This is a genomic window from Streptomyces sp. NPDC051104, from assembly GCF_040682835.1.
GTDB lineage: Bacteria > Actinomycetota > Actinomycetes > Streptomycetales > Streptomycetaceae > Streptomyces > Streptomyces cynarae.
Genome location: NZ_JBFBBS010000002.1, coordinates 23,983 through 48,867, shown reverse-complemented (window position 1 = coordinate 48,867; position 24,885 = coordinate 23,983). Strand labels below are relative to the sequence as shown.

Below are 24,885 nucleotides of genomic sequence, written 5' to 3'. Positions count from 1 at the left end.
TGGCGGCGGGACGCTGCTCAGACCGTCCGGAACGCCAGCACCACGTTGTGGCCGCCGAACCCGAACGAGTCGTTCAGCGCGGCGATCCGGCCCTCGGCCCGCAGCTTCCGGGCCTCCCCGCGGACGACGTCCGCGTTGGCCTCGGCCTCCGGGTCGATGTTCTGCACGTTGATCGTCGGCGGCGCCACCCGGTTGTACAGCGCGAGCACGGTCGCCACCGACTCCACGCCGCCGGCACCACCGAGAAGGTGACCGGTCATCGACTTGGTCGCGGAGACCGCGATGTGGTCCGCGTGGTCCCCGAACACCTTCCGCAGCGCCTTCAGTTCGGCGATGTCACCGGCCGGCGTCGAGGTGGCGTGCGCGTTGACGTGCACGATCTCCGCCGGGTCGAGGCCGCTGTTGTCCAGCAGGTTGTGCAGGGCGTGCGAGATGCCGCGGCCCTCGGGCTCGGGCTGCACGATGTCGTGGCTGTCGGCGGAGATGCCCTGGCCGACCGCCTCCGCGTAGACGCGGGCACCGCGCTTGGCGGCGTGCTCGGCGGACTCCAGGACCAGGACGCCCGCGCCCTCACCGAGGACGAAGCCGTCACGGTCGACGTCGTAGGGACGCGAGGCGCCCTGCGGGTCGTCGTTGTTCTTGGACATCGCCATCATGTTGCCGAACGCGGCGATGGGCAGCGGGTGGATCGCCGCCTCCGTACCGCCGGCGACGACCACGTCGGCGCGGCCGGTGCGGATCATCTCGATGGCGTAGCCGATGGCCTCCGCGCCCGAAGCGCAGGCGGAGACCGGGGTGTGCACACCGGCGCGGGCGCCCACGGCCAGACCCACGTTCGCGGACGGGCCGTTCGGCATCAGCATGGGCACGGTGTGCGGGGAGACACGGCGGACGCCCTTCTCCTTCAGCACGTCGTACTGGTCGAGGAGGGTCGTCACACCGCCGATGCCTGAGGCGATGACCGCGCCGAGCCGGTCGGGGTCGACGCTTGCGTCCTCGCCCGCCTTGGCGGTGAAACCGGCGTCCGCCCAGGCCTCCTCGGCCGCGATCAGCGCGAACTGCGCCGAACGGTCCAGACGGCGGGCCTGGGGCCGCGGGATGACCTCGGACGGCTCCACGGCGATCTGCGCGGCGATGCGGACCGCCTGCTCGGCGGCCCACTCCTGCTCCAGGGGTCCGACACCGGACTTGCCGGCGATCAGGCCCTCCCAGGTAGAGGCCGCGTCGCCACCCAGCGGTGTGGTTGCGCCGATACCGGTGACGACCACGGTGCGATTGGTCGAGCTCACGGGAATTCTTTCTCCAACGGATACGAGGATTCAGCGGCGCCACCGCCGGGTGGCGGGGCAACGGCCCGGCGGCCGGACCATCGGCCCGGCGCCTGGCTGTCAGCCCAGGTGATCGGTCGATCAGGCCTGGTGCTTGAGGATGTACTCGGCGGCGTCACCGACCGTCTTGAGGTTCTTGACGTCGTCGTCGGGGATCTTGACGTCGAAGCGCTCCTCGGCGGCGACGACGACCTCGACCATGGACAGCGAGTCGACGTCCAGGTCGTCGGTGAAGGACTTGTCCAGCTGGACGTCCTCGGTGGGGATCCCGGCGATCTCGTTCACGATCTCGGCGAGACCGGCGACGATCTCTTCCTGAGTGGCGGCCATGTCAGGCGCTCCTTCGTAGATATCCATCAGGGTGTGGCGCCCGCCGCGTCAGCGGCAGGTGGTGCAGTTCCCGCACCGGACCGCATGATCCGGCACGGAGTGCCTAGGGGAGGGTAACGACCGTGGCGGCGTAGACGAGACCCGCCCCGAAGCCGATGACGAGCGCGGTGTCGCCGCTCTTCGCCTCGCCGGTCGCCAGGAGCCGCTCCATCGCGAGCGGGATCGAGGCGGCCGAGGTGTTGCCGGTGGTGCGGATGTCACGGGCGACCGTGACGTGCTCCGGCAGCTTGAGAGTCTTCACCATCGAGTCGATGATCCGCACGTTGGCCTGGTGCGGGATGAAGACGTCCAGGTCGTCCGGGGTGATCCCGGCCGCGTCCAGCGCCTGCTGGGCGACCTTCGCCATCTCGAACACGGCCCAGCGGAACACCGCCTGGCCCTCCTGCGTGATCGCGGGGAACTTGACGTTGCCCTCGCTGTCCACCGGGAGCTTGGAGACGTCGCCCGTGGGGGTCCCCCCGCTCGAGCGAAGTCGAGAGTGGGGGAGGAACTCGTTCCACGGCACCGTCTGCTTGATCGTCTCGGACTTGTCGCCCTCCGAACCCCACACCGTGGGGCCGATGTGCGGCTCCTCGGAGGGACCCACGACGACCGCGCCGGCACCGTCGCCGAACAGGAAGGCGGTGGCCCGGTCCTCTAGGTCCGTCAGGTCCGACAGTCGCTCCACGCCGATGACAAGGACGTACTCGGCGGAACCTTCCACCACCATGCCCTTGGCGAGCGTGAGGCCGTAGCCGAAGCCCGCGCAGCCCGCCGAGATGTCGAAGGCGGCGGCCTTGTTCGTGCCGAGCTTGTCGGCGATCTCGGTGGCGACGGCCGGGGTCTGGCTGAAGTGGGAGACGGTGGAGACGACGACCGCGCCGATCTGGTCGGCAGCGATCCCCGCGTCGGCGATCGCCTTCCCGGCCGCCTCGATCGACATCGCGGCGACGGTCTCCTCGTCGTTCGCCCAGTGCCGGGTCTCGATGCCGGAGCGGGAGCGGATCCACTCGTCGGAGGAGTCGATCTTCTCCAGGATCACCTCGTTCGGCACCACCCGGACCGGACGGTACCCGCCGACGCCGAGGATGCGCGCGTAGGGGGCGCCTTTGCGTGCCTTGATCTTCGACATGCTCTCGCTCTCCTGATCAGGCGCCGTGCTCGGCGATGAGTTCGCGAGCCGCGTCGAGGTCGTCGGGGGTCTTCAGGGCGAGGGTCTTGACGCCCGGCAGCGCGCGCTTGGCGATGCCGGTGAGGGTGCCCCCGGGGCACACCTCGATGAGCGCGGTCGCGCCCAGCTTCTCGAAGGTCTCCATGCACAGGTCCCAGCGGACCGGGTTGGCGACCTGGCCGACCAGGCGCTTGAGCACCTCGGTGCCGGTCTCCACGGTCTGCCCGTCCTTGTTGGAGACGTACGTGACCTGCGGGTCGGCGGGCGTCAGCGCCTCGGCGGCGTGCGCGAGGGCGTCGACCGCGGGAGCCATGTGGTGGGTGTGGAAGGCGCCGGCCACCTTCAGCGGAACGACCCTGCGCACACCCTGCGGCTTGTCCGCCTCCAGGGCGGCGAGCTGCTCCAGGGTGCCGGCGGCCACGATCTGCCCGGCGCCGTTCACGTTCGCCGGGGTGAGGCCCAGCTTGTCCAGGTGCGGGATCGTCGTCTCGGGGTCGCCGCCGAGCAGGGCCGACATGCCGGTCGGCGTGATCGCGGCGGCGTCCGCCATGGCCAGGCCCCGCTTGCGGACCAGGGTGAGCGCGGCCGTGTCGCCGAGGACGCCCGCGAAGGCCGCCGCGGTGATCTCGCCGACGCTGTGCCCGGCGACGGCGACGGCGCCGGGGACGCCCGCCGCGTCAGCGGCAAGTGTGTCGGTACCGAGTGCCGCTGCGGACAGCAGCCCGGCGGCCACCAGCAGGGGCTGGGCCACGGCGGTGTCCCGGATGGCGTCGGCGTCGGCCTGCGTGCCGTAGTGGACGAGGTCCAGTCCGATGGCCTCCGACCAGGCGCCGACGCGGTCGGCGGCGCCTGGGAGGTCGAGCCAGGAGGTCAGGAAGCCGGGCGTCTGGGCGCCCTGGCCGGGAGCGACGAGTACGAGCACTCTCACACTCTCTCTTGGAGACGGCCGGGGCCGCCCGTGGGGACAAGGACGAAGAACCGCAGGGGGATTTGTGGGCCCCCGACAAAAGACTAGGTCTGGGGATCACCGTCGGCCAGACGCCCCAGGATCAGCGCGATCCGCAACGTGAACGCGGAGCGTACATCAGAGGGTGACCAACCGGTGACGTCAGTCACACGTCGGAGCCGGTAGCGGACGGTGTTCGGGTGAACGAAGAGCATGCGTGCGGCGCCCTCGAGACTGGACGCCTGCTCCAGATACACGCTGAGCGTTTCCAGCAGCGCCGAGCCCGCCTCTTCCAGCGGTCTGTAGATCTCCTCCACCAGTTGCTCGCGCGCACTCGGATCGCCTGCGATCGCGCGCTCCGGCAGCAGATCGTCCGCCAGGACCGGGCGCGGTGCGTCCTGCCAGGCAGAACATGCCTTCAGGCCCGCGGCGGCGGCCTGCGCGGACCGGGTCGCGGCGAGCAGATCGGGCACGATCGGCCCGGCGACGACCGGCCCGGCGGCGAACGGCCCGATCAGCGACTTGGCGACGGCGAGCGGATTGTCACTGCCGCCGGCGACGACCACGAGCCGGTCCCCGAGCACCCCGGTGAGGACCTGCAACTTGGCGTGCCGGGCAGCCCGTCGAATGGCATCCACCGTCAACTCGCTGTCACCGTCGGGCGCCGTACCGAGCACCACGCACACATGTTCAGGCGAGTTCCAGCCAAGTGCGGCGGCCCGGCTGACGGCCCCCTCGTCGGCCTCCCCGCTGAGCACGGCGTTCACGACGAGCGACTCGAGCCGCGCGTCCCAGGCGCCGCGGGCCTCGGCGGCCTGGGCGTAGACCTGCGCGGTGGCGAAGGCGATCTCCCGCGCGTACACGAGGAGCGCCTCGCGCAGCACGGACTCGTCACCGGGAGCGGCCACCTCGTCGATGGCCGACTCCATGACCTCGATGGTGGTGCGCACCATCTCCACGGTCTGCCGCAGGGTGATCGCCCTGGTCAGCTCGCGCGGGGCGGTCCCGAACACATCGGTGGAGATGGCCTGCGGGGCGTCCGGGTGCCGGAACCACTCGGTGAACGCGGCGATGCCCGCCTGAGCCACCAGCCCGATCCAGGAACGGTTCTCCGGAGGCATCGCCCGGTACCACGGCAGCGTCTCGTCCATGCGCGCGATGGCCTGCGCGGCGAGGCTTCCGGACGATTTCTCCAGCCGCTTCAGGGTCGCGGCGTGCGGATGGATGGAATGCGCTGCGGGCTCGGTGAGGCGGGCTTCGGGTTCGGGCACGGGGACAAGACTGCCTTATCGGGACGGGACCGTGTGGCGGGGGTCCCGAAGCGCGGGAGGTACGGGGGCTACGGTGGGGGCTGTGATGGACGTACGGCGCGCCGGCGAGCGCTACCGCGGAGGGGACCCGGCGGCCGGGATCGAGTCCCTGCACGCCTTCAGCTTCGGCCCGCACTACGACCCGGACAATCTCCGCTTCGGCGCGGTGATCGCCTGCAACGAGGAGCGGCTCGCACCGGGCGCCGGCTTCGACGAGCACCCGCACAGCCACACGGAGATCGTCACATGGGTGGTGGAGGGCGAACTGACCCACCGCGACTCCACGGGCCACACGTCGGTGATCCGCCCCGGCGACGTCCAGCGCCTGAGCGCGGGGGCAGGCGTACGCCACGTCGAACGCAACGACGGTGACGCCCCCCTGGTCTTCGTCCAGATGTGGCTGTCCCCCCTGACACCCGGCGGCGACCCGGTCTACGAGGTCGTCCACGGCATCGCCGACTCCACCCCGTACGCGGTCCCGGAGGCGGGCGCGATGCTCCATGTACGGCGCCTGGGCCCGGGGGAGCGGACGGCGGTTCCGGATGCGGCGTATGCGTACGTGCACGTGGTGCGGGGCGAAGTACGGCTGGACGGGGAGGAGTTGGGGCCGGGGGATGCGGCGAGGGTGACGGGGGCGAAGGGCCTGGAGCTGGTCGCGGCAACGCGGGCGGAGCTGCTGATCTGGGAGATGACCACGTAGCTGCGGGCAGTCGTGCCTCCCCCAGTGCCTCAACTCCTGGGGGGACCCCCAGGGCGGCACGGGTGGCCGCTGGGGGTCCCCCTGCTCGAAGAGCTTGGGGGAGGCACCTCGCACCGCCGAGCCACGGAACCAGCCCCCGGGCACCCCCACCCCCGGGTGCCCCCACCCCCGGGCGCCCCTCAGCCGCGCACCTCCCCGAGCACCGCGTCCGTGAACGGCGTCCACGCCTCGATCGCCCAGGGGCCGAACGCCCGGTCCGTGAGGGCCACGCACGCCACCCCCGCGTCCGGGTCGATCCACAGGAACGTCCCCGACTGCCCGAAGTGCCCGAAGGTCCTCGGCGAGGACGAACTCCCCGTCCAGTGCGGCGACTTCGAGTCGCGGATCTCGAACCCCAGCCCCCAGTCGTTCGGGTTCTGGTGCCCGTACCCGGGCAGCACCCCCTTCGTCCCCGGGTACTGCACCGTCATCGCCTCCGCCACCGTCCGTACATCCAGCAGCCGCGGCGCCTGCACCTCCGCCGCGAACCGCGCCAGGTCCGCCACCGTGGAGACGCCGTCCTTCGCCGGGGAGCCGTCGAGGGTCGTGGACGTCATGCCGAGCGGCTCCAGGACCGCCTGCCGGGCGTACTCGGCGAACGGGATGTCCGTCGCCTTCGCCACATGGTCGCCCAGCACCTCGAACCCGGCGTTGGAGTACAGCCGCCGCTCCCCGGGCGCCGACGTCACCCGGTGTTCGTCGAACGCCAGCCCGGAGGTGTGCGCGAGCAGATGGCGCACCGTCGCGCCGGACGGCCCGGCGGGCTCGTCCAGCTCGATCGCCCCCTCCTCGTACGCGACGAGCACCGCGTACGCGGCGAGCGGCTTGGTCACCGAGGCCAGCGGGAAGCGGTGGTCGACCGGACCGTGCGTACCGAGCACGGTGCCGTCCGCGCGGACGACCGCCGCGGCGACGGTGGGGACGGGCCAGTTGTCGATCAGCGCCAGGCTCTGCAGGGGCATGCCCCCGAGCCTAAGCGGCTCACAGCTGCAACCGCATCGAGGGGTCCGGCTTGCGTACGAAACCCAGCGACGCATACAGCGGCTCTGCCTCGGCGGACGCGTTCAGGTCGACCTGAGGGACGCCCTGCTCCCGGAACCAGCCCAGCAGCTCCTCCATGCAGGCGCGGGCATAGCCGCGGCGGCGCACGTCGGGATCGGTGGCGACGCTGAAGACATGCCCCACCCGCCCGCGTGGATTGCCCGCCCGCCCGATCCGGTACTCGATCGTCCCGGCCGTCAGCGCCGCCAGCGCCCCCGGCCGCTCCGGATGGTCCACGACGAACGCCGCGAAGCCACCGTCCGGATCGGCGAGCCGGCCGCGCAGGGTCGGCAGGGACTCCTCGTGCCACTTTGTGGAGGAGGCGGGGGAGGCGGGGGAGGCGGAGGAGTCGGACGAGAAGACCGAATCGATCATCACCTGGCGCAGGCGCAGCACTTCGTCGGCGTCCTCGGGCACGGCCCGGCGTACGAGACTCATGTCCCGCACGCTAGTCACAGCCCGTCGTTCGGGTCTCGCCATTTTCATTACATTCCGCTTGCTTGGAGTGCACTCGAAGGCCCTAGCGTGGAGGCCATGACGGTGATCGAGACCTTGGCCCAGGCGGCCGAAAACGGGACCGACATCTGCGGCGTACCGCCCGGGCGGCACCCCCGCCCCGATGGGCAGGACAGTTACACGATCAGCGAGGTCGTCGCCTTCACCGGTCTGACGGCGCACACCCTGCGCTGGTACGAGCGGATCGGGCTGATGCCCCATGTGGACCGTTCGCACACCGGCCAGCGCCGCTACTGCAACGCCGACCTGGACTGGCTCGACCTCGTCGGCAAGCTACGGCTCACCGGCATGCCCGTCGCCGACATGGTGCGCTACGCCGAGCTGGTCCGCGCCGGAGACCACACGTACGCCGAGCGCTACGAGCTCCTGGAGGCGACCCGCCGGGACGTGCTCGCCCGGATCGCGGAGCTCCAGGACACGCTCGCGGTGCTGAACCGAAAGATCGATTTCTACGCGGACGCCGGGCGCGCCCTGGCGTCGGAAAGGCCCCGATGACGGACAGCAGGATCACGCAGGTGCGGCTCGGCGACGACGGCCCCGAGGTGGGTGTGCAGGGACTCGGCTGCATGGGCATGAGCTTCGCGTACGGCCCCGCGGACGCCGAGGAGTCGCGTTCCACCCTGGAGCGGGCGCTGGAGCTCGGCGTCACCCTGTACGACACGGCGGACATGTACGGCGCGGGGGAGAACGAGAGGTTCCTGTCGCCGTTCTTCAAGGCGCACCGGGACGAGGTCGTCATCGCCACCAAGTTCGCGATCTCCACCTCGCCCGACGACCCGTTCAAGCGGATCATCCGCAACGACCCGCCCTACATCCGCCAGTGCGTCGAGGCGAGCCTGAAGCGCCTGGACGTCGACGTGATCGACCTCTACTACATGCACCGCCGGGACGTGAACGTGCCGATCGAGGAGACCGTCGGCACGATGGCGGAGCTGGTGCGCGAGGGCAAGGTCAAGCACCTCGGGCTGAGCGAGGTCACCGCCGACGAACTCCGGGCGGCCCAGGCCGTCCACCCGATCGCCGCGGTGCAGTCGGAGTGGTCGCTGTTCAGCCGGGACATCGAGGCGCAGGTGGTGCCGGCCGCCAGGGAGCTGGGCGTGGCCCTGGTGCCGTACTCGCCGCTCGGCCGAGGCTTCCTCACGGGCTCCTTCTCGAACGCGGAGACGGACCTCACGGACCAGGACTTCCGCCGTACGATGCCACGCTTCACGGGCGAGAACGCGGCCGCCAACGTGGCGCTCCTCCAACCGATCCGGTCCGTCGCCAAGGCCCACGGCGCCTCACCGGCGCAGATCGCCCTGGCCTGGGTGCAGCAGCAGGCCACGGTGCGCGGCCTCGCGGTGGTCCCGATCCCGGGCACGACCAAGCGCTCACGGGTGGAGGAGAACGTGACGGCGACGCGGATCGTCCTGACGCAGGAGGAACTGTCCCTGCTGGAGCCGATCGCGGCCAAGGTGGCAGGCGACCGCTACCCGGACATGAGCTTCACGTCGGTGGGGCGGGAGTAGGCGCTCGCCGAACCCGGCAGAGCTCAAAGCTCCGCCAGCAGCTCCGCCTTCTTCACGGAGAACTCCTCGTCCGTGACGAGCCCCGCCTCATGCAGCTCGCCGAGGTGGCGAATCCGCTCGGCGATGTCCGCCGGGTCCCGTCGAGGGGCAGGCACCGCGACCGGTGCGGTGCCCGCGGCGCGCACCGCGGCCAGCACCGCCGCGGCGAACGGCAACGATTCATGAACGGGGCCGTAGCCGAGCCCGAAAACGACGGCCGCGGGGTCCTGATCGGGCTGAGCCGACTGCGAACCGCCATCTCGGCGCAGCAACCGCAGGTACCCGTCGAACACCTCGGGCGACCGCCACTCCACCCCGCTGAGGCCGGTGACCGGGAAACTCTGGTCGCCGGCCTTCCACTTGGCCGAGGACGCGCCCGTCCAGAACCAGCGGAAGGACACCGCCTTGCCGTCGAAGGACGCCTTCCCGTCATATGCCTTGAACTGCAGCGGCGTCTCGGGCGGCGCGACCAGGAACCGCTCGGCCGGAGTGCCGTCCCCGCTGATACGGGCGCGCAGCTCGTCCGCGTAGGACTCGGCCAGGGTCTCGCGGTCGGCGGGCAGGACCAGCCGGTAGGGGTCGGAGGTCTCCTTGAGCTGTCCGTCCGCCGCCTCCATCAGCGGGTCGGCCCCGGGTCTCGGCACCGCGTGCAGGACCACGGTCCCGCGTCTGCCCGGGCCCAGTGCGACCCCCGCGATCGCCTCCAGGGGGATACGGCGCTGCCCGAGCGCCTGGAACAGCTTCGGTGTGCGGATCCCCCGTTCGAAGCGGATGAGCACGGAGTCGGACTCGAACTCCCAGACGGCATGAAATCCGGCCAGTACGTCACCCATGCGGCTCATCGTATGCGGCACGCGCTCCTCCGTCGCTCCCCGAGCAGACCGCAATTCCTGGTCTTCTACGCGCGTCCGACCGGCGCCGTGCCGGGCAGATCCGCCCGGCACGCGTCACCGTCGTGTGCGCAGTGCACCGCGTCGTACGCCCCGACGCCGATCTCGGCGAAGTTGCGCAGGCTCTCGGTGCCCGGCGCGAAGTAGCCGGCGTGCCCCTCCGCCCCCTGTGCGGACAGCACCCTCGCGCCGAAGCCACGGGAGACCGGGTCGGCGCCGTGGCCGAGGCCCCCGACCTCCAGGTACGGCACGTCCTGGATCCAGTCGTCGGCGTCCCGCATGGCCCACACCCGGGCCGTGGTGTGCAGCCCGGTGGCCGACTCGGTGCGCATGCCGGGGCTGCCCGCCACCGTTATGTCGGACACCCGTGCGGGCAGCGTGCGCGCGGCGATCCCGCACAGCACCGAGCCGTAGCTGTGGCAGTACAGCTGGACGGACGAGCGGCCGGGCAGGGCGCGCAGCAGGGCGTTCAGCCGGACGGCGCCCTGCTCGGCGCGCATCGCGGTCGCCGCCTCCATGCCGAGGCCGCTGGGCGAGGTGTAGTCGGCCCAGGCGATCACGGCCGTACGGGTCCCGGGGCTCGCCGCACGCTCCGCCGTGTACAGCGACTGGGCCATGCCGACCGGGGCGGAGTACTTGCGGACGGTGCGCTGGAAGGTGAGCAGGTCGGTGTCGACGCCGGGCACGACGACCGAGACCCGGCGGGCGGAGTCCAGGTCGCCGAAGACCTCCGCGATGCGGCCCGAACCGTCCGGGTCGAAGGCGAGGATCTGCCGGCCCTTCTGCATCAGCGCCTCGAAGCGGTGCATGAGGCGGCCCGCCTCCTGCTGGCCCACCGACGACAGCCGGTCGTCGTGCATCCGGGCGCGCTCGACCCTCCGCTGCTGGTCGAGGGCGATGCGGTTGGCCTCGTAACGCAGGCCCACCGGCGCCCCGTTCATGTTGCCGACCGCGAGCGGGTAACGGTGGGCGAGCCCGGAGCGCTGGTGGGCGCCGAGCGAGGAGAAGAAGCGGGCGAGGTGGGCCGGGGAGTCACCAGGGTCCGGCAGCCCGTGCCCGGCTATCGTGCCGTGCTCCCACGCAGAACGCGACGCCTCGAGGGGCGTCGCGCCACGGTGGCTGCGCACGGCGGTCCAGCCGGTCGTCGCGAGCATCACGAAGACCACGGCCAGCGCGAGCAGTGCGCGCCAGACGTTGAGTTGCGGGGAGGTGTCGAAGGAAGTCACTGGGAGGACACACTAGGAGAACGAGAGAGTCTCGCGTTAACCGAGTGACGCGTCTCACGGTTCTCATATGCCAATTAGGGCAAAAAGGGTAGGCCTTGCATTCGATCGTCACGCTAAGTCGATGAGGCGCACGTCACTTGACACAGGCTGTCACGGAGAGGTCACCCGCCCGGCCACCGCAGCCCCCGGGCGCGCCCGGAATTCACTTGACGCCCACGGGGCCGACACGCAATCAGTTCCTGCGGAATACGTGCGTCGTCACTCCGTGCGCCACTTGTCCGCCAACGCGGGGCCGAGGGCGTCGAGATGCGAGGCCGTCAGCTCGCGGATCGCGTCCACGCTGGTGTCACCGCCCGCGCACCACAGGCGCTCCGTGACCCGGATCACTCCGCTGAACACGGCCACCGCGACACGCGGCCGCGGGTCCGTGTCCACGTCGAGTCCCTCACGGTCGGCGATGATCCGGGCGATCTCCTCCTCCAGCTCCGCCGAGCGGCGCAGATGGGTGGCGAACAGGGAGGGCGTCGACTCGATCAACCGGTAGGTGCGCATGTGGAGTTCCACCGGGACGATCCGCTCGATGGCCTCGCCGATGCCGTCCCAGCCCTCCAGCACCGCCTGCCGCAGCGCCTCCAAGGGGGCCTCGTCGAGCGGCCGTCCGCGCAGGAGGTCGACGAAGTGCTCCTCCGCTACGGACTGGGCGAAGAAGACGACGTCCTCCTTGCCGGCGAAGTACCGGAAGAAGGTGCGTTGCGAGACGCCCACGGCCTCGGCGATGTCGTCGACGGTCGTCTCCTCGTACCCCCGGGCGGTGAACAGCTCCAGGGCGGCACGCAACAGCGCGTCCCGGGTGCGCTGCTTCTTGCGCTCACGCAGGCCCGGCCGCGACGCCGTCTCCATCAGTCCTCATTCCGTTCATCTGCCCCGTTCACACAATCCGGCGACAGCGTGACAGTTACCGACTTGTGAACTGGTTTGTCAATTGTCAGTGGCTGTCACTAGCCTCGAACACATGACTAGTCAGACCGTCGACACGACAGGGCCGGGGGACAAGGCGCCGGCAGCCCCGTCGGACCCCGCGCCGGGCAGGGGGCTGCGCGGGCACCCGTGGTTCACCCTGATCACCGTTGCCGTGGGGGTCATGATGGTGGCCCTGGACGGCACCATCGTGGCCATCGCCAACCCGGCCATCCAGAAGGACCTGGGCGCCAGCTTCGCCGATGTCCAGTGGATCACCAACGGCTACTTCCTCGCCCTCGCGGTCTCCCTGATCACCGCGGGCAAGCTCGGCGACCGCTTCGGTCACCGGCAGACCTTCCTCATCGGTGTGACCGGCTTCGCCGCCGCGTCGGGCGCCATCGGCCTGTCGCACAGCATCGCCGCGGTCGTCACCTTCCGCGTCTTCCAGGGCCTGTTCGGCGCGCTGCTGATGCCGGCCGCGCTCGGCCTGCTGCGGGCCACCTTCCCGGCCGAGAAGCTGAACATGGCGATCGGCATCTGGGGCATGGTCATCGGCGCCTCCACCGCGGGCGGCCCGATCCTCGGCGGTGTCCTCGTCGAGCACGTCAACTGGCAGTCGGTGTTCTTCATCAACGTTCCGGTCGGCGCCCTCGCCCTGGTCCTGGGCCTGCTGATCCTGACCGACCACCGCGCCGAGAACGCGCCGCGCTCCTTCGACGTCCTCGGTATCGCGCTGCTGTCCGGCGCCATGTTCTGCCTGGTCTGGGCACTGATCAAGGCCCCGACGTGGGGCTGGGGCGACGGGAAGACCTGGCTGTTCATCGGAGCGTCCGTGCTGGGCTTCGCCCTCTTCTCCGTCTGGGAGACGAGGGTGAAGGAGCCGCTGATCCCGCTGTCGCTGTTCCGCTCGGTGCCGCTGTCCGCGGGTGTCGTCCTGATGGTCCTGATGGCGATCGCCTTCATGGGCGGCCTGTTCTTCGTCACCTTCTACTTGCAGAACGTGCACGGGATGAGCCCGATCGACGCCGGCCTGCACCTCCTGCCGCTCACCGGCATGATGATCGTCGGCTCCCCGCTCGCGGGCGCGCTGATCACCAAGCTGGGCCCGCGCCTCCCGCTCGCCGGCGGCATGGCGGCCACCGCCGTCGCCATGTACGGCATGTCCACGCTCGAGGCGGGCACGGGGAGCGCCACCATGTCGCTGTGGTTCGCCCTCCTGGGCCTCGGTCTCGCGCCCGTGATGGTCGGTGCCACCGAGGTCATCGTCGGCAACGCGGCCATGGAGCTGTCCGGTGTGGCCGGCGGTCTCCAGCAGGCCGCCATGCAGATCGGCGGCAGCCTCGGTACGGCGGTGCTGGGCGCCGTGATGGCCTCCAAGGTGGATCACGACCTGCCCGGCAACTGGAAGGACGCGGGGCTCCCGCCGCTCGGCCAGGCCCAGCTGGACCAGGCCTCCGAGGCGGTGCAGGTCGGCGTCGCCCCGGTGCCGAAGGGCACGCCGGAGGCGTTCGCCGCGAAGATCACCTCCGTCGCGCACGACACGTTCATCTCCGGGATGAGCCTCGCCTCCCTCGTCGCGGCCGGGGTCGCGGCCGTGGCCGTACTGGTCGCGCTGCTCACCAAGCGCGGGGAGAACGCGGAGGCGGGCGCGGGCACCGCGCACATCTGACGCCGCCAGAGGGCAAGTTCGCTCATCAGGGTGAAGGCGCTCAAGATCCCTCCCGCCGGGCGCGCGCCGCGGGTCACAGTGGGTCACGTCCTGCGGTGCGCTGCTGGAGGGGGGCAGCGCATCGGCAGGACTGAAACGCGAAACGGGGGTACCCGCACATCAGCCCGAACCGACGGCTGAGTTCAGGGAGTTGATGATGGCGGGCTTCGGACACGGCACGCGCAGGTACCCCCGCTCACGGAGCCGGATGTGGTCCCGGAGCGGGCCGGATCGCGCGACGCTCGGGATCGTCGGAGTCATCTGTGCGATCGCGGGCTTCTTCGCCCTCGGCATCATCCTGGGCCCGGTCGCGGTCATCTGCGGCTGGCTGGCCATGGGCCGCACCTGGACGGGAAACCGTTCGGTGCCGGCCCTGGTGGCCGTGGTCCTGGGAGCGATCGACACGCTCATGGCGATCGTGTGGCTGGCGGGCGGGACACCGGGGTTGACGTAGCGAGGCTGCGGGCAGTCGTGCCTCCCCCAGTGCCTCAACGGCCTGGGGGCCCCCAGGGCGGCACGGTGGGCGCTGGGGGTCCCCCCTGCTCGAAGAGCTAGGGGCAGGCACGTCGCACCGCCGAGTGGCGGGCCGCCCCCCGGCCGGCCCCAGCACCGGGCACGTTCCGAGCTAACCCCGCTGCCCCTCCCGCTCCCGCACCAGCGAAGCGACCTCCGCGCGAAGCGCCCGCACCTCCTCCGTCAACGCCTCGATCGCGGCGGTCTGCCGCCGCTCCTCCACGTCGTCCTTCTCGAACCGCGCGATGAACCACGCGGCGATGTTCGCGGTCACCACACCCAGCAGGGCTATCCCCGACAGCATCAGCCCGACCGCGATCATCCGCCCCAGCCCGGTGGTCGGCGCGTGATCCCCGTAGCCCACGGTCGTCATCGTCGTGAACGACCACCACACGGCGTCGCCCAGCGTCTTGATGTTCCCGCGCGGCGACTCCCGCTCCACCGACAGCACGGCCAGCGACCCGAACATCAGCAGCCCGATCAGCGCTCCGCCGACATACGTAGTCAGCCGGATCTGCGAGGCCATCCGCGCCCGCCGCCCCACGAGTATCAGCGTGGCCACCATCCGCAGCAGCCTGAGCGGCTGGAGCATCGGCAGGATCACCGCGCACAGGTCCAGCCAGTGCGTCCGTACGAACTCACGCCGCTGCCCGGACAGCGCCAGCCGCACCAGGTAGTCGGCGGCGAACGCCGCCCACACCACCCACTCCGCCACCGCGCAAGCGGCCGCCAGTGCCCGGCTCGCCCCGCTGTCCACGATCGGCACGGCGTACGCGGCGCCGAACAGGACCGCCAGCGCCAGCAGGGGGCGCTGGGTGTGGTACTCCCAACGGGCCTGCGCCGACTGCTCGTTCATGCCCGCATCGTAAAGAACGTAAAGACATATGACGACGAAGGGCGGCGGGAGCCGGGCCCCGCCGCCCTTCGACCGCTACCGCTCAAGCCGAGCGCAGCGTGACGTCACGCGTCGCCACCCGCCGCGCCCGGGTGCGCCGCCGTCACATCCAGCAGCTGGTACCGGTCGATCGCCTGCTTCAGCACCGAGCGGTCGACCTTGCCCTCCTTCGCCAGCTCCGCGAGCACCGCCACGACGACGGACTCCGCGTCGATGTGGAAGAAGCGGCGCGCCGCACCGCGCGTGTCGGCGAAGCCGAAGCCGTCCGCGCCCAGCGACTGGTACGTCCCCGGCACCCAGCGCGCGATCTGGTCCGGCACCGACCGCATCCAGTCGGACACCGCCACGAACGGACCCTCCGCACCGCTGAGCTTCCGCGTCACGTACGGGACGCGCTGCTCCTCCTCCGGGTGGAGCAGGCTGTGCTCCTCGCACGCCACGGCCTCGCGGCGCAGCTCGTTCCAGGAGGTCGCCGACCAGACGTCGGCCTTCACGTTCCACTCCTCGGCGAGGAGCTTCTGCGCCTCGATCGCCCAGGGCAGAGCGACGCCCGAGGCCATGATCTGCGCCGGGACGCTACCCGCCGTGCCCTCGCTGAAGCGGTAGATGCCCTTGAGGATGCCCTCGACGTCCACGTTCGCCGGCTCGGCCGGGTGCTGGATCGGCTCGTTGTAGACGGTGAGGTAGTAGAAGACGTCCTCGCCGTGCGGGTGCTCGGGCGAGGAGCCGTACATCCGGCGCAGACCGTCCTGCACGATGTAGGCGATCTCGAAGGCGAACGCCGGGTCGTAGGCCACGCACGCCGGGTTGGTGGAGGCGAGCAGCTGCGAGTGGCCGTCGGCGTGCTGCAGGCCCTCACCGGTCAGGGTCGTACGGCCGGCGGTCGCGCCCAGCACGAAACCGCGCGCCAGCTGGTCCGCCATCTGCCAGAACTGGTCGCCGGTGCGCTGGAAACCGAACATCGAGTAGAAGACGTACACCGGGATGAGCGGCTCGCCGTGCGTGGCGTACGCCGAGCCCGCCGCGATCAGCGACGCCGTGCAGCCCGCCTCGGAGATGCCGTCGTGCAGCATCTGCCCGGTCGGCGACTCCTTGTACGCGAGCAGCAGGTCCCGGTCCACGGCCTCGTACTGCTGACCGAGCGGGTTGTAGATCTTCGCGCTCGGGAAGAACGAGTCCATGCCGAAGGTGCGGTACTCGTCGGGCGCGATCAGCACGAACCGCCTGCCGAGCTCCTTGTCCCGCATGAGGTCCTTCAGCAGTCGTACGAACGCCATGGTCGTGGCGATGGACTGCTGACCGGAGCCCTTCTTCACGGTCGCGTACGTCTTGTCGTCCGGCAGCGCCAGCGGCTTCGACCGCACGACGCGCGTCGGGACGTACCCGCCGCACGCCTTGCGCATGTCGTGCATGTACTGGATCTCCTCCGAGTCCCGGCCCGGGTGGTAGTACGGCGGCGGGCCGGACTCCAGCTCCTTGTCGGAGATCGGCAGGTGCAGGCGGTCCCGGAAGTGCTTGAGGTCGGGGACCGTCAGCTTCTTCATCTGGTGGGTGGCGTTGCGGCCCTCGAAGTTCGGGCCCAGCGTCCAGCCCTTGATCGTCTTGGCCAGGATCACCGTCGGCTGGCCCTTGTGGGCCTTGGCCGCGGAGAAGGCGGCGTAGATCTTGCGGTGGTCGTGACCGCCGCGGCCCAGGTGCAGGATCTGGTCGTCGGTCATGTTCTCGACCATCGCGCGCAGCCGCAGGTCGTCGCCGAAGAAGTGATCACGGATGTACGCGCCGGACTCGGTGGCGTACGTCTGGAACTGGCCGTCGGGCGTCGTGTTCATCTTGTTGACCAGCACGCCGTCCCGGTCCTGGGCCAGCAGCGGGTCCCAGGAGCGGTCCCAGATGAGCTTGATCACGTTCCAGCCGGCGCCCCGGAAGACCGACTCCAGCTCCTGGATGATCTTGCCGTTGCCGCGCACCGGGCCGTCCAGGCGCTGCAGGTTGCAGTTGACGACGAAGGTTAGGTTGTCCAGGCCCTCGCGGGCGGCGATCGTCAGCTGTCCGAGCGACTCGGGCTCGTCCATCTCGCCGTCGCCCAGGAACGCCCACACGTGTGACTTGGACGTGTCGGCGATGCCGCGCGCCTCCATGTAGCGGTTCATCCGCGCCTGGTAGATCGCGCCGATCGGGCCGAGGCCCATGGAGACCGTCGGGAACTCCCAGAAGTCCGGCATCGAGCGCGGGTGCGGGTAGCTGGAGAGGCCGTACGGGGACTTGGACTTCTCCTGGCGGAAGCCGTCCAGGTGCTGCTCGGTGAGCCGGTCCAGGAGGTACGCGCGGGCGTAGATGCCCGGGGAGGCGTGCCCCTGGAAGAAGACCTGGTCGCCGCCGTCGCCCTCGTCCTTGCCGCGGAAGAAGTGGTTGAAGCCCACGTCGTACAGTGAGGCCGAGGAGGCGAAGGTGGCGATGTGGCCGCCGACGCCGATGCCTGGGCGCTGGGCGCGGGAGACCATGACGGCGGCATTCCACCGGGTGGCGTTGAGGATCTTGCGCTCGATCTCCTCGTTGCCGGGGAAGAACGGCTCGTCCTTGGTCGCGATGGTGTTGACGTAGTCCGTGCTGCGCATCTCGGGCACGGCCACGCGCCGCTCACGGGCCCGCTCGATCAGACGGAGCATCAGGTAGCGGGCCCGCTCACGGCCGCGCTGGTCCACGGCGGCGTCGAGCGAGTCGAGCCACTCCTGGGTTTCCTCGGGATCGAAGTCAGGAACCTGACTCGGAAGGCCGCCAATGATGATCGGATTGCGATCGGATCCGGAAGCCACGCTGTTCCTTACCTGTCAGAGGGCCACTTTTTCCTGTGCCTGCACCGGTCCCCATCGTGTACCTCGGGGAAGCGAAACGTCATCTCTACCGTGAGGTAATCACGGCGGCGGACCGGATGTTCAGGGGCGGGCCCGATCAAAACGCAACGATACGCCCAGGCCGTGACGCGCCCCGCAAAGTCATTCGGGACTCGTACCCGCGGATGATTCCGGAATGCGCAAACCGGGCAGAACGGTGTGGTGTAGGTCACCTCCCGGCGCGATACCGTGCCTGGAGTTGCGGCGACACGGCCAGGATCGTCACCGTTTCGGCGGTCTGAACCGCCGGGTACTTGCGCGATCCGCCCCGCCCGTGTGGACTACGGCCAATGCTTCGCGTACGCGCGTGGCTGAGATACTCACCAAGACATGATCAGGAGGCAACCCGTGAGCGCGACCGCGGACCACGCGGAGGAGCGGACGAACCCTGCCGTCAGGCTGGGGTTCCAGCCCGAGCAGGTGGTCCAGGAGATCGGCTACGACGACGATGTCGACCAGGAGCTTCGCGAGGCCATCGAGGAAGTTGTCGGCAGCGAGCTCGTGGACGAGGACTACGACGACGTTGCCGATGCCGTGGTGCTGTGGTTCCGCGACGAGGACGGCGACCTGACGGACGCGCTGGTGGACGCCACCACGTACGTCGAAGAAGGCGGCTCGATCCTGCTCCTCACGCCGAAGACCGGCCGAACGGGCTATGTGGAGCCCAGCGACATCTCGGAAGCCGCGACGACGGCGGGTCTGTCGGCGTCCAAGAGCGTCAGTGTGGGCAAGGACTGGAGCGGCTCGCGTCTGGTGACGCCGAAGGCCGCGAAGTCCAAGCGGTGACGCTCCGTCGGGGTGCCGGCCACTGAGTGGTGCCCCCGGGCGGGGTGGCCGTTGCCGGCGGCCTCGCCCCCAGACCCCCTTTCGGCCTGAACGGCCTCGTTCTCAAGTGCCGGACGGGCTGGTTTCGCCCAGCCCGTCCGTGGGCGTGCCCTGGTCGCTGCGTAGGGTGGTCCTGCCTCAACCGTCCCGTCGAAAGGGAAGCAGGACCATGGCGATCCAGGTCGGCGACAAGGCCCCCGACTTCGAGCTCAAGGACAACCACGGCAGGGCCGTGAAGCTCTCCGACTTCCGCGGTCAGCAGAACGTGGTGCTCCTCTTCTACCCGTTCGCCTTCACCGGCGTGTGCACCGGCGAGCTGTGCGCGCTGCGCGACAACCTGCCGAAGTTCGTCAACGACGACACCCAGCTGCTCGCCGTCTCCAACGACTCCATCCACACCCTGCGCGTCTTCGCCGAGCAGGAGGGCCTGGAGTACCCGCTGCTGTCCGACTTCTGGCCGCACGGCAACATTTCGCGCGCCTACGGCGTCTTCGACGAGGACAAGGGTTGCGCGGTGCGCGGGACCTTCATCATCGACAAGGAGGGCGTGGTGCGGTGGACCGTCGTCAACGGCCTGCCGGACGCGCGTGACCTGAACGAGTACGTGAAGGCGCTCGACACCCTGTGATCCCGTGTCGAAGGGTCCGCCCGAGGGGCGCGGCCCTTCGGCTTACTTCGGTTCCAAGACCTGTGGGGCGTGGGAACCCGTCACTAGGATCGACTCGTTGATCCGGCATCCGGTACATCGCACGACGGGGCTCCCCGCCCCTGGACACCAATGGAGGGACTCGTGGGAGTCAGCCTCAGCAAGGGCGGCAACGTATCGCTGACCAAGGAGGCCCCCGGCCTGACCGCGGTCCTCGTGGGACTCGGCTGGGACGTCCGCACCACCACCGGCACCGACTTCGACCTGGACGCCAGCGCTCTGCTGCTGAACTCGTCGGGCAAGGTGGCCAGCGACCAGCATTTCGTTTTCTTCAACAACCTCAAGAGCCCCGACGGTTCCGTGGAGCACACGGGTGACAACCTCACGGGTGAGGGCGAGGGCGACGACGAGGTGATCAAGGTCAACCTCGCGGGGGTGCCGGCGGACGTCGACAAGATCGTCTTCCCGGTCTCGATCTACGACGCCGAGAACCGTCAGCAGTCCTTCGGCCAGGTGCGCAACGCGTTCATCCGCGTGGTGAACCAGGCCAACCAGCAGGAGATCGCGCGGTACGACCTGAGCGAGGACGCGTCCACGGAGACCGCCATGGTGTTCGGCGAGCTGTACCGCCATGGCGCCGAGTGGAAGTTCCGCGCCATCGGCCAGGGCTACGCCTCGGGCCTGCGGGGCATCGCCCAGGACTTCGGCGTCAACGTCTGAGTCGAGCGCACCAGCCCACGGACTCCTCCGCACCGTCCGGCGCGGGCGGTGCGGGGAGCCGTCTGTTCCGCGAGGGCCGTGTGCCCTCGCGGGCTCGTCGGCCTGCCTCCGGCCTGCGACGACTCCGCCCACGCGGCACCAGGCCCCGGACCGCCGAGGGTTTCCCCTCCGGCCACCGGGGGAGAAACCAGGACCACCGGGGGGGGGGAGCCCCCGACCAGCCGGGGGAAGAAACCCTCATCGCCGGGGTCGACCCCATCGCCGGGGCCAACCCATCAGTGGGGCCAACCCCATCAGTACGGCGAGGCCCTGGCACCGGGGTCGAGTCCTAGTGCCGGGGTCGAGCCCTGGCACCGGGGTCGAGTCCTAGTGCCGGGGTCGAGCCCTGGCACCGGGGTCGAGCCCTAGTACTGGGGCCGAGTCCTAGCGCCGGGGTCCAGCCCGAGTACCGGGGTCGAGCCCTAGTACCGGGGCCAAGCCTTAGCACCGGGGCCAAGCCTTAGCACCGGGGCCAAGCCCTAGTACCGGGCCCAAGCCTTAGCACCGGGGCCGACCTCTAGTACGGGGGCAGTCTCATCACCGGGGCACCGGCCCCGGCCACCGGGGGAGGAACCCCCGCAACCGGGGGACCAACTCCCGGCCACCGGGGGTTCTCGCCCCCGGCAACCACGTATCGGGGAGGATCAGGATCATGGGCGTCACGCTCGCCAAGGGAGGCAACGTCTCCCTGTCCAAGGCCGCGCCGAACCTCACGCAGGTGATGATCGGGCTCGGCTGGGACGCGCGCTCCACCACCGGGGCCCCCTTCGACCTCGATGCCAGCGCACTGCTGTGCAGCGGCGGTCGGGTCCTCGGTGACGAGTGGTTCGTCTTCTACAACCAGCTCAAGAGCCCCGACGGCTCCGTCGAACACACCGGCGACAACCTCACCGGTGAGGGTGAGGGCGACGACGAGACCATCCTGGTGGACCTCTCCAAGGTCCCGACCCAGTGCGACAAGATCGTCTTCCCGGTCTCCATCCACCTCGCCGACGAGCGCGGCCAGACGTTCGGCCAGGTCAGCAACGCCTTCATCCGCGTCGTCAACCAGGCCGACGGCCAGGAGCTCGCCCGCTACGACCTCAGCGAGGACGCCTCCACCGAAACGGCCATGATCTTCGGCGAGGTCTACCGCCACAGCGGCGAATGGAAGTTCCGTGCCGTGGGTCAGGGGTACGCGTCCGGCCTGCGCGGCATCGCTCTGGACTTCGGAGTGAACGTTTCGTAAAGGGGCTCTCCGCTTTGTGCGCTCCAGGCCTTCGCCCTCCCGGACCTGCGGTGTTCCAGTCCGGCTGGACCACATGTCCCGGCCGGACCGAGACCCCTCTAGACTCTGTGGTCAATGTTGGGTAAAGCCGGGTACGGCGACGGGTAGCCCCGTACACATACGGATTGGGTAGCCAGTGCTTCTGAAAACCTTCGGCTGGTCGTTCGTGGTCACCGCGGTCGGGTTGGCCCTGGCGGTCCTCTATGGGGGGTGGACCGCCTTCGGCATCGTGGCGATCCTCTCCATCCTCGAGATCTCGCTGTCCTTCGACAACGCGGTGGTCAACGCCGGGATCCTGAAGAAGATGAATGCCTTCTGGCAGAAGATCTTCCTCACGGTCGGCGTGCTGATCGCGGTCTTCGGCATGCGACTGGTCTTCCCCGTCGTCATCGTCGCCGTCACCGCGAAGAAGAACCCCATAGACGCCGTCAACCTCGCGCTGACGGACAAGGACCAGTACCAGCAGCTCGTCACCGACGCCCACCCGGCGATCGCGGCGTTCGGCGGTATGTTCCTGCTGATGATCTTCCTCGACTTCATCTTCGAGGACCGGGACATCCAGTGGCTGCGCTGGATCGAGCGGCCGCTCGCCAAGCTCGGCAAGGTCGACATGCTGTCGGTCTGCATCGCGCTGATCGTCCTGCTGATCGCCTCCATGACCTTCGCGGCCCACGCCCACCAGCACGGCGGCGCGCACGTCGACAAGGCGCAGACGGTCCTGATCTCCGGTATCGCCGGTCTGATCACGTACATGATCGTCGGCGGTCTCTCCGGCTATTTCGAGGACAAGCTCGAGGAAGAGGAGGAACGCGAGCACGAGGAGGAGGAAGAGGCCGCCCGCAGCGGCAAGCCGCGCTCGGCGGTGATGCTGGCCGGCCAGGCCGCGTTCTTCATGTTCCTCTACCTGGAGGTCCTGGACGCGTCCTTCTCCTTCGACGGCGTGATCGGCGCGTTCGCCATCACCAACGACATCGTCCTGATGGCGGTCGGCCTCGGCATCGGCGCGATGTACGTGCGGTCGCTGACGGTCTACCTGGTCCGCCAGGGCACCCTCGACGACTACGTCTACCTGGAGCACGGCGCCCACTACGCGATCGGCGCGCTCGCCGTGATCCTCATGGTCACCATCCAGTACCAGATCAACGAGGTGGTCACGGGCCTCGTCGGCGTCGTCCTGATCGCCGCGTCCTTCTGGTCCTCCGTGCGCCGCAACCGCGCGCTCGCCGCGGCCGAGGGAAAAGCGACGGCCTCGGACGAGGAGACTGAGGTCTCGTCCGGGGTGTGATGGGACGCGGGGTGAGGAACGCTCTGTGCGGGGCGGTCGCGAGGAGGCGTCCTCGACGGCCGCCCCGCGGCTGTGGAACCGGTGGGACGTGTAGGTGCAGGGGGCGGGCATGGGCTTGTGGGACGGCGTGTGGCGCGGGCGCGCGATGGACTTCGACTCGGGCAGCGCGGCGACCAACGCGATCGAACTGACCAAGCGGCACCACCGGGTCTCGCTCACCAAGCAGGGCGCGGCGAGCGGCAACCTGCGCATCAACCTGTCGTGGCGCATGCGGACCTCCGACATAGGCGGCCCCGAGCGCGGCAGCCTGCTCCGCAACCCGCTGCGGTTCTTCACCCCCGAGGTCGTGCAGGCGCACACCCAGAGCATGGTCAACGTCGACCTCGACCTGGGGTGCCTGTACGAGCTGAGCGACGGCACGAAGGGCGTGGTGCAGCCGCTGGGCAGCTTCTACGGGGAGCTCAACGACCCGCCGTACATCAAGCTCAGCGGCGACGACCGGTTCGGCTCCGGCTCCGGTGAGACGATCTTCGTCAACCTCGACCACCGGGACGACTTCAAGCGGCTGCTGATCTTCGTCTACATCTACGACCAGACCCCGGCGTTCGACCGTACCCACGCCCACGTGACGCTCTACCCGAGCAGCGGCCCCCGCATCGAGATCGGCCTCGACGAACGCCATCCCCAGGCCCGCTCCTGCGCGGTCGTCCTCATCGAGAACGTCAAGGGCGATATCATCGTCCGCCGAGAGGTGAGGTTCGTCTACGGCTTCCAGGCAGAACTGGACCGCCTGTACGGCTGGGGCCTCCAGTGGGGCCGCGGCTACAAGACCAAGGCGTAAGCCGCCGTACGTAGCTGCGGGCCATCGTCAGCCGTAGCTGCGGGCATTCGGCCGCTGGGGCGTCGGCCCACTCGGCAGCGGCGGTGCGGCTGTCGTAGCTGCGGGCATTCGTGCCTCCCCCAGAGCCTTGACGGCCTGGAGGGACCCCCAGGCGGCACGGGTGGGCGCTAGGGGTTACCTCCGGGGGGAGGCGCCTCGTACCGCCGAGCGGCGGAACCGACCCCCCGGCAACCGAAGCCACCGGGTGCGTGCGTCTACCCCTGGCGCCCAATGAATTGCGGCCCCTGCGGCGGCAGCTCGAAGTCGGGGTCCGGCAGCGGCGCAGCCGTCTGCGGATACCCGTACGCGGGCACCGGCGCAGTCTGCGGATACCCGTACGCCGGCTGCGGGTACCCGTACGCGGGCTGCGCCGAAGCAGTCCCAGGCGCAGCCACGACCGCAGTCCCCGCCTCCGCCGGATACCCGTACGCCGCAGGCGCCCCCACCGGCCGCTCCGGCGGCAGCGGCACCGACGCCTCCGACGCGGAGACCGGCGCATCCGGCGCGGGAACCGGCACCTCCGGCGCGGGAACCGGCACCTCCGGCGCGGCCGCCGACGCCGCGGCCTCCTGCGACTCGTCCACCGAGATGCCGAAGTCGTTCGCGAGGCCCTTCAGCCCGTTGGTGTATCCCTCACCCAGCGCCCGGAACTTCCAGGTCTCCCCCCGCCGGTACAGCTCCCCGCAGATCAGCGCCGTCTCCGCGCCCGTCTCCGGCTTGACGTCGAAGTACGCCAGCGGCTCCCCCTCGGAGACCCCCGCGTCGTACAGCAGGATCCGCAGCCCCCGTACCCGGTCGAACGTGACGTCGTCCGCCGAGGCGACCAGCAGGATCCGCCCCACCCCGGGTTCGACGCCCGCCAGGTCCGTCTGGATGGTGTCGGTCAGCCCGTCCGTCTCCCGTTTCTTCCCGAGCAGCCGTACCTTCCCGGACGGATGCCGGGGCTGGTTGTAGAAGACGAAGTCCTCGTCGGACCGCACACGACCGTCGGAACCCAGCAGCAGCGCCGAGGCGTCGACCTCGGGCACGCCCTGCCTCGGCGCCCAGCGCAGCACCGCCCGTACCGCCGTGGCCTCGAGCAGTACGTTCGACCCCTTCAGCATCGCGTGCGTCATGCCCGTCATCCTGCCCTCTCCGTCCTGATCACGACAACGCGGGGGCCATCCGTCCGCA

At 70.0% G+C, this 24,885-nt stretch carries 24 protein-coding genes; 11 read left to right on the top strand and 13 right to left on the bottom strand.

Annotated features, from left to right (window positions below; genetic code table 11):
- Positions 1–17: 17 nt before the first annotated feature.
- The 5 genes from fabF to fasR form a co-directional block, all read right to left on the bottom strand.
- On the bottom strand, positions 18–1,289 hold the full coding sequence (gene fabF / locus AB0N14_RS04920) for a beta-ketoacyl-ACP synthase II (protein WP_366024305.1): 1,272 nt from the start codon (positions 1,287–1,289) through the stop codon (positions 18–20).
- A 120-nt stretch (positions 1,290–1,409) separates the two neighbouring features.
- Positions 1,410–1,658 (bottom strand): acyl carrier protein, encoded by a 249-nt coding sequence (locus tag AB0N14_RS04915; RefSeq protein ID WP_043440034.1) that lies wholly within the window; start codon positions 1,656–1,658, stop codon positions 1,410–1,412.
- Between the two features lie 103 nt (positions 1,659–1,761).
- A complete protein-coding gene (locus AB0N14_RS04910) occupies positions 1,762–2,829 on the bottom strand; it encodes a ketoacyl-ACP synthase III (protein ID WP_366024304.1) in 1,068 nt (355 codons plus the stop codon).
- A 16-nt stretch (positions 2,830–2,845) separates the two neighbouring features.
- Positions 2,846–3,790, bottom strand: coding sequence for an ACP S-malonyltransferase (locus AB0N14_RS04905; protein ID WP_366024303.1), 945 nt, complete (start codon positions 3,788–3,790; stop codon positions 2,846–2,848).
- Positions 3,791–3,879: 89 nt separating this feature from the next.
- A complete protein-coding gene (gene fasR, locus AB0N14_RS04900; RefSeq protein WP_366024302.1) occupies positions 3,880–5,085 on the bottom strand; it encodes a fatty acid biosynthesis transcriptional regulator FasR in 1,206 nt (401 codons plus the stop codon).
- 85 nt (positions 5,086–5,170) lie between these two features.
- Here fasR and AB0N14_RS04895 point away from each other — a divergent pair, with 85 nt between their 5' ends.
- Positions 5,171–5,824, top strand: coding sequence for a pirin family protein (locus tag AB0N14_RS04895; protein ID WP_366024598.1), 654 nt, complete (start codon positions 5,171–5,173; stop codon positions 5,822–5,824).
- Between the two features lie 179 nt (positions 5,825–6,003).
- Here the strand turns inward: AB0N14_RS04895 and AB0N14_RS04890 are convergent, their stop codons facing one another.
- Together AB0N14_RS04890 and AB0N14_RS04885 are read right to left on the bottom strand one after the other, a co-directional pair.
- Complete coding sequence (locus tag AB0N14_RS04890; protein ID WP_366024301.1) at positions 6,004–6,825, bottom strand: serine hydrolase domain-containing protein; 822 nt, start codon at positions 6,823–6,825, stop codon at positions 6,004–6,006.
- 19 nt (positions 6,826–6,844) lie between these two features.
- On the bottom strand, positions 6,845–7,342 hold the full coding sequence (locus tag AB0N14_RS04885; RefSeq protein WP_366024300.1) for a GNAT family N-acetyltransferase: 498 nt from the start codon (positions 7,340–7,342) through the stop codon (positions 6,845–6,847).
- Between the two features lie 96 nt (positions 7,343–7,438).
- On the opposite strand from AB0N14_RS04885, the gene AB0N14_RS04880 reads away from it, so the two are divergent.
- Both AB0N14_RS04880 and AB0N14_RS04875 read left to right on the top strand, forming a co-directional pair.
- Complete coding sequence (locus AB0N14_RS04880; RefSeq protein ID WP_366024299.1) at positions 7,439–7,915, top strand: MerR family transcriptional regulator; 477 nt, start codon at positions 7,439–7,441, stop codon at positions 7,913–7,915.
- A complete protein-coding gene (locus tag AB0N14_RS04875) occupies positions 7,912–8,928 on the top strand; it encodes an aldo/keto reductase (protein ID WP_366024298.1) in 1,017 nt (338 codons plus the stop codon). Before AB0N14_RS04880 ends, AB0N14_RS04875 begins: the two co-directional genes overlap by 4 nt.
- Before the next feature lie 23 nt (positions 8,929–8,951).
- Here AB0N14_RS04875 and AB0N14_RS04870 read toward each other — a convergent pair whose 3' ends face one another.
- The 3 genes from AB0N14_RS04870 to AB0N14_RS04860 form a co-directional block, all read right to left on the bottom strand.
- Entirely contained in the window at positions 8,952–9,800 is an 849-nt protein-coding gene (locus tag AB0N14_RS04870; protein WP_366024297.1) for a DUF4429 domain-containing protein, read from the bottom strand.
- Positions 9,801–9,865: 65 nt separating this feature from the next.
- On the bottom strand, positions 9,866–11,083 hold the full coding sequence (locus tag AB0N14_RS04865; RefSeq protein ID WP_366024296.1) for an alpha/beta hydrolase: 1,218 nt from the start codon (positions 11,081–11,083) through the stop codon (positions 9,866–9,868).
- Between the two features lie 258 nt (positions 11,084–11,341).
- Positions 11,342–11,983 carry a TetR family transcriptional regulator gene (locus AB0N14_RS04860; protein ID WP_366024295.1) on the bottom strand — a complete coding sequence of 214 codons (642 nt, stop codon included), beginning with the start codon at positions 11,981–11,983 and terminating at the stop codon, positions 11,342–11,344.
- A gap of 112 nt (positions 11,984–12,095) precedes the next feature.
- On the opposite strand from AB0N14_RS04860, the gene AB0N14_RS04855 reads away from it, so the two are divergent.
- Both AB0N14_RS04855 and AB0N14_RS04850 read left to right on the top strand, forming a co-directional pair.
- On the top strand, positions 12,096–13,712 hold the full coding sequence (locus tag AB0N14_RS04855) for an MFS transporter (protein ID WP_366024294.1): 1,617 nt from the start codon (positions 12,096–12,098) through the stop codon (positions 13,710–13,712).
- Between the two features lie 193 nt (positions 13,713–13,905).
- On the top strand, positions 13,906–14,205 hold the full coding sequence (locus tag AB0N14_RS04850; protein ID WP_366024293.1) for a small hydrophobic protein: 300 nt from the start codon (positions 13,906–13,908) through the stop codon (positions 14,203–14,205).
- A 171-nt stretch (positions 14,206–14,376) separates the two neighbouring features.
- On the opposite strand, the gene AB0N14_RS04845 is transcribed toward AB0N14_RS04850, so the two are convergent.
- Positions 14,377–15,120 (bottom strand): potassium channel family protein, encoded by a 744-nt coding sequence (locus AB0N14_RS04845; RefSeq protein ID WP_366024292.1) that lies wholly within the window; start codon positions 15,118–15,120, stop codon positions 14,377–14,379.
- A 104-nt stretch (positions 15,121–15,224) separates the two neighbouring features.
- The gene (aceE, locus tag AB0N14_RS04840; protein ID WP_366024291.1) at positions 15,225–17,972 is read right to left on the bottom strand and encodes a pyruvate dehydrogenase (acetyl-transferring), homodimeric type; all 2,748 of its coding nucleotides are present in this window, start codon (positions 17,970–17,972) and stop codon (positions 15,225–15,227) included.
- Between the two features lie 426 nt (positions 17,973–18,398).
- Between aceE and AB0N14_RS04835 the strand changes: the two genes are divergently transcribed.
- From AB0N14_RS04835 to AB0N14_RS04810, 6 genes are all read left to right on the top strand, one after another.
- The gene (locus tag AB0N14_RS04835) at positions 18,399–18,836 is read left to right on the top strand and encodes a DUF3052 domain-containing protein (protein ID WP_200417185.1); all 438 of its coding nucleotides are present in this window, start codon (positions 18,399–18,401) and stop codon (positions 18,834–18,836) included.
- Between the two features lie 208 nt (positions 18,837–19,044).
- Positions 19,045–19,503, top strand: coding sequence for a peroxiredoxin (locus AB0N14_RS04830; RefSeq protein ID WP_366024290.1), 459 nt, complete (start codon positions 19,045–19,047; stop codon positions 19,501–19,503).
- Between the two features lie 162 nt (positions 19,504–19,665).
- Positions 19,666–20,241 carry a TerD family protein gene (locus tag AB0N14_RS04825; protein WP_366024289.1) on the top strand — a complete coding sequence of 192 codons (576 nt, stop codon included), beginning with the start codon at positions 19,666–19,668 and terminating at the stop codon, positions 20,239–20,241.
- A 691-nt stretch (positions 20,242–20,932) separates the two neighbouring features.
- Positions 20,933–21,508: a TerD family protein gene (locus AB0N14_RS04820; RefSeq protein WP_366024288.1), complete on the top strand. Its 576-nt coding sequence runs from the start codon at positions 20,933–20,935 to the stop codon at positions 21,506–21,508.
- Between the two features lie 175 nt (positions 21,509–21,683).
- Complete coding sequence (locus AB0N14_RS04815) at positions 21,684–22,832, top strand: DUF475 domain-containing protein (protein ID WP_366024287.1); 1,149 nt, start codon at positions 21,684–21,686, stop codon at positions 22,830–22,832.
- Between the two features lie 109 nt (positions 22,833–22,941).
- On the top strand, positions 22,942–23,673 hold the full coding sequence (locus AB0N14_RS04810) for a Tellurium resistance (RefSeq protein ID WP_366024286.1): 732 nt from the start codon (positions 22,942–22,944) through the stop codon (positions 23,671–23,673).
- A gap of 254 nt (positions 23,674–23,927) precedes the next feature.
- Here AB0N14_RS04810 and AB0N14_RS04805 read toward each other — a convergent pair whose 3' ends face one another.
- Complete coding sequence (locus AB0N14_RS04805) at positions 23,928–24,827, bottom strand: TerD family protein (RefSeq protein ID WP_366024285.1); 900 nt, start codon at positions 24,825–24,827, stop codon at positions 23,928–23,930.
- Positions 24,828–24,885 lie beyond the last annotated feature (58 nt).